The following is a 3,433-nucleotide window of genomic DNA, read 5'->3' as shown; positions in this document are numbered from 1 at the left end:
GGCGAGGCGAATGGGGCTGGTGGGGCTGGTGGGGGCTTCGGCGGGGCCGGTGGTGCGCCGCAGCGCGGCCCCGGCCCGGGTTCGTCGCCGGATCTTGCGGGCGACACCGCCCCCGACGCGCCCACGTATCGTCCGGGAGCGCCCGCGGAGACCGCCGCCACGCATCGCGCGCCGCGGCTGGTCGTTTTTCCGACCGTCACCACACACGCCCCCTTCGCGGCAATCCCGCCCTTGCGCGAGGACTGGTCGCGCTTGCTGCACGCGGACGCCTTCAGCCGGGAAGAGGTCGACGCCGCCGAGGCACAGCCGGTGTCCTGGACCGAGCCGCTACCCGCCTATCTGGCCTCGATGCGCTACCAGTTCGGCTGGCTCGCCGACTACCTCGCCCGCCACGCCGCGCAGGAGCTCGTGATGATCGTGATCGGCGACCACCAGCCCGTCGGCACAGTCAGCGGCCCGGATCAGCCCTGGGACGTCCCGGTGCATGTGATCGCCTCCGACCCCGCGCTACTCGCCCGCTTCGAGGCCGCCGGCTTCATCACCGGCCTCACCCCGCCGCAACAGCCGCTCGGCCCGATGCACGAGCTCACGCAGCTCCTGGCAAACGCCTTCTCGAGCCCGCCTCGCGACACCCCACCCCGCAACGCCCCGCCGTAAGCGGCGCGACGGTCCCGCAGGGGCTCCGGGCGCGTGGCGGTTTATGTAGGAGCGCCGGCAGGCGCGAAAGCGGCGGTGGCGTCCGGCACGCGCGTCATTTGCCGGACCGCCCGGTTCGCAGCTGCCGCAGCTCCTACAGGGGGGCCGGAGCGCGTGGCGGTTTATGTAGGAGCGCCGGCAGGCGCGAAAGCGGCGGTGGCGTCCGGGACGCGCGTCATTTGCCGGACCGCCCGGTTCGCAGCTGCCGCAGCGCCTACAGGGGGGCCGGAGCGCGTGGCGGTTTGTGTGGGCGCGCCGGCAGGCGCGAAAGCGGCGGTGGCGTCCGGGACGCGCGTCATTGCCGGACCGCCCGGTTCGCAGCTGCCGCAGCGCCTACAGGGGGGCGGAGCGCGTGGTGGTTTATGTGGGCGCGCCGGCAGGCGCGAAAGCGGCGGTGGCGTCCGGCACGCGCGTCATTTGCCGGACCGCCCGGTTCGCAGCTGCCGCAGCGCCTACAGGGGGGCGGAGCGCGTGGTGGTTCATGTAGGAGCGCCGGCAGGCGCGAAAGCGGCGGTGGCTTCCGGGACGCGCGTCATTTGCCGGACCGCCGGGTTCGCAGCTGCCGCAGCTCCTACAGGGGGGCCGGAGCGCGTGGTGGTTCATGTAGGAGCGCCGGCAGGCGCGAAAGCGGCGGTGGACTCCGGCACGCGCGTCATTTGCCGGACCGCCCGGTTCGCAGCTGCCGCAGCGCCTACAGGGGGGGGCCGGAGCGCGTGGTGGTTCATGTAGGAGCGCCGGCAGGCGCGAAAGCGGCGGTGGCGTCCGGGACGCGCGTCATTTGCCGGACCGCCGGGTTCGCAGCTGCCGCAGCGCCTGCAGGGGGGCCGGAGCGCGTGGTGGTTTATGTAGGAGCGCCGGCAGGCGCGAAAGCGGCGGTGGCGTCCGGGACGCGCGTCATTGCCCGACCGCCCGGTTCGCAGCTACCGCAGCCCCTACAAGGGGGTGGCAGCGTGGTGGGTGTGGCGAGTCATTCGTCGCGTTCCGGCGGGACGATGCGGTACAGGAGGGTTTCGCAACGGGCGCACGACACGATGCGGCGCTCGTCCTTGCCGTGGGTGAGGCCCTCGTCCTTGAACTCGGTCGACTCGCAGGCGGAGCAGCGCGGTTCGGTCTGGTTGTTGGCGTAGAGGTAGGCGTTGAGCTCGGGGAGCGCGCGCTTGCGCTGCTCGATGCGGTGATATTTCCGCAGGATGAGCCACATGGTGAAGAAGACCACCATGATGAAAAGGATCGGCAGGGGAAAGTCGGCCATCGGTGCGGGGGTTCCGGGGTTGTGGATCGGAGGACGGAGGACCGGCGTGGTCCGCGCGCTAGAACGGGTCCGACGATACGGAGGACGCCGCCGGCAATCCCTGTCCCGCATCAAATCGGGCAGGCGATCCTTCGCGCCCCCCTGCGACCGTGGCAGACCCGCGAGGATTCCCCGCCACCGGAAATTTCCCTGCGCCACCCTCCTCGTTCCCCGCGCCCCCCTCATCTTCCTCGTCGAGCTGCACCGATTCGATGCGGCGGAAATGCGCGCTGATCTTGCGGCTGGACGTATGCACCTCCTGCACGTCGCGGCTGGCCTGCTCGATGTGGCGGGCGAGCGCGGCCATGCGTTCGTCGAAGCGCTGGAAGTCCTTCGCGAGCTTGCCGAGGGCGTCCTGGATGACGTGGATCTGCTTGCGCGTCTCGACGTCCTTCATCACCGCGCGCGCGGTGTTGAGCACCGCCATCAGCGTGGTCGGCGACACGATCCACACGCGCTTGTGCTGCGCGTAGGCGACGACCTCCGGATGGTAGGCGTGCAGCTCGGCGAACACCGCCTCGGCGGGCAGGAACATCACCGCGCCGTCGGCGGTGCTGCCGGGCAGGATGTACTTCGTCGAGATCGCATCCACGTGGCGCTTGACGTCGGCGCGGAAGGCCTGCTGCGCGGCGCGGCGGTCGAGCTCGGCGAGCGAGTCGTCGAACATGCGGTGGTAGTTCTCGAGCGGGAACTTGGCATCGACGGCGACGTTGCCGGTGGGCGCGGGCAGGGTCAGCAGGCAGTCCACCCGCGTGCCGTTGGGCAGCACCTGCTGGAAGGCGAAGGCCTCGGGGGGCAGCATGTTGCGCACCAGGTTCTCGAGCTGGACCTCGCCGAAGGCGCCGCGCGCGCGCTTGTCGCCGAGCAGCTCCTGCAGGCTCACGACGTTGGTGGTGAGGCTGTCGATCTTCTTCTGCGCCTCGTCGATCGTCGCCAGCCGCGCCATCACGCTGGCGAAGGTCTCGTTGGTCTTGCGGAAGCCCTCGTCGAGGCGCTGGTTGACCTGGCCGGAGAGCGTGTCCAGCCGCCCGTCCACGCTCTGGGTGAGCGCCTGCATGCCGCGCGACAGCTGCAGCGAGGCGGCGGTGAGGCCGCGCTGCAGCAGCTCGCGGTCGGCGCGCGCGTGCTCGCCGATGCGGTCGGTCTGGCGGCCGAGGCCGTCGTGGAGGTCGAGCAGCAGCTCGCGATGGCGCGCAGCGAGGCGCTGCTCCATCAGGTCGCCGAGGTCGTCGCCGAGGCCCTCGCGCAGGCGGCGCTCGGCGGCGCCGCCGCGCAGCAGCAGCCAGGCCTGCAGCACCAGCACCGCGATCAGCAGGCCGGCGAGCAGCCACTCGGCCGGCGTCAGTTGCAGGGCGCCCATGCGTTCAGCCCAGCGCGCGCAGGCTGGCGAGCGGCGGCCGGCTCAGCAGCGCGCGCGTGCCCAGCCAGCCGCCGGCGACCACCCCC

The 3,433-nt window shown here is 71.9% G+C and carries 3 protein-coding genes; 1 reads left to right on the top strand and 2 read right to left on the bottom strand.

All coding sequences use genetic code 11. The features are described 5' to 3' along the window. Positions 1–657 (top strand): hypothetical protein (locus C667_RS26235; RefSeq protein ID WP_211207740.1); only part of this gene is annotated, 657 nt, incomplete at its 5' end. Positions 658–1,663: 1,006 nt separating this feature from the next. Here C667_RS26235 and C667_RS21260 read toward each other — a convergent pair. Then, entirely contained in the window at positions 1,664–1,948 is a 285-nt protein-coding gene (locus C667_RS21260) for a hypothetical protein (RefSeq protein WP_004383222.1), read from the bottom strand. A 58-nt stretch (positions 1,949–2,006) separates the two neighbouring features. Further along, entirely contained in the window at positions 2,007–3,347 is a 1,341-nt protein-coding gene (locus C667_RS21255) for a DNA recombination protein RmuC (protein ID WP_004383221.1), read from the bottom strand. Positions 3,348–3,433 lie beyond the last annotated feature (86 nt).

The sequence above is a fragment of the Thauera phenylacetica B4P genome (assembly GCF_000310225.1).
GTDB classification, from domain to species: domain Bacteria; phylum Pseudomonadota; class Gammaproteobacteria; order Burkholderiales; family Rhodocyclaceae; genus Thauera; species Thauera phenylacetica.
The sequence above is the reverse complement of the archived record's forward strand: the minus strand, read 5'-3'. Positions and strand labels throughout refer to the sequence as shown.